General features: G+C 54.1%; 1 rRNA gene. It reads right to left on the bottom strand.

Going from position 1 to position 1,187, the window contains the following annotated elements:
* Positions 1-23: 23 nt before the first annotated feature.
* Positions 24-1,187 (bottom strand): 23S ribosomal RNA (locus tag QLG07_RS02600); the annotation flags it as partial.

Below are 1,187 nucleotides of genomic sequence, written 5' to 3'. Positions count from 1 at the left end.
CACCAGAACGCTTCTGGCGTTGTAAGGTTAAGCCTCACGGGTCATTAGTACCGGTTAGCTCAACGCATCGCTGCGCTTACACACCCGGCCTATCAACGTCGTAGTCTTCAACGTCCCTTCAGGGGTCTCAGGGACCCAGGGAGAATTCATCTCGAGGCAAGTTTCGCGCTTAGATGCTTTCAGCGCTTATCTTTTCCGCACTTAGCTACCGGGCAATGCCATTGGCATGACAACCCGAACACCAGTGGTGCGTTCACTCCGGTCCTCTCGTACTAGGAGCAACCCCTCTCAATTCTCCAGCGCCCACGGCAGATAGGGACCGAACTGTCTCACGACGTTCTAAACCCAGCTCGCGTACCACTTTAAACGGCGAACAGCCGTACCCTTGGGACCTACTTCAGCCCCAGGATGTGATGAGCCGACATCGAGGTGCCAAACACCGCCGTCGATATGAACTCTTGGGCGGTATCAGCCTGTTATCCCCGGAGTACCTTTTATCCGTTGAGCGATGGCCCTTCCATTCAGAACCACCGGATCACTATGACCTGCTTTCGCACCTGCTCGAGCCGTCACTCTCGCAGTCAAGCTAGCTTATGCCATTGCACTAACCTCACGATGTCCGACCGTGATTAGCTAACCTTCGTGCTCCTCCGTTACTCTTTAGGAGGAGACCGCCCCAGTCAAACTACCCACCAGACACTGTCCCCACGCCGGATCACGGCGCCAGGTTAGAACATCAAACGTTAAAGGGTGGTATTTCAAGGTTGGCTCCACGCAGACTGGCGTCCACGCTTCAAAGCCTCCCACCTATCCTACACATCAAGGCTCAATGTTCAGTGTCAAGCTGTAGTAAAGGTTCACGGGGTCTTTCCGTCTTGCCGCGGGTACACTGCATCTTCACAGCGAGTTCAATTTCACTGAGTCTCGGGTGGAGACAGCCTGGCCATCATTACGCCATTCGTGCAGGTCGGAACTTACCCGACAAGGAATTTCGCTACCTTAGGACCGTTATAGTTACGGCCGCCGTTTACCGGGGCTTCGATCAAGAGCTTCTCCTTGCGGATAACCCCATCAATTAACCTTCCGGCACCGGGCAGGCGTCACACCGTATACGTCCACTTTCGTGTTTGCACAGTGCTGTGTTTTTAATAAACAGTTGCAGCCAGCTGGTATCTTCGACTGCCTTC

It is taken from the genome of Erwinia sp. V90_4 (assembly GCF_029967685.1).
Lineage (GTDB): Bacteria > Pseudomonadota > Gammaproteobacteria > Enterobacterales > Enterobacteriaceae > Erwinia > Erwinia aphidicola.
Note: the sequence above shows the minus strand (reverse complement) of the source record. Positions and strands in the feature narration are given on the sequence as shown.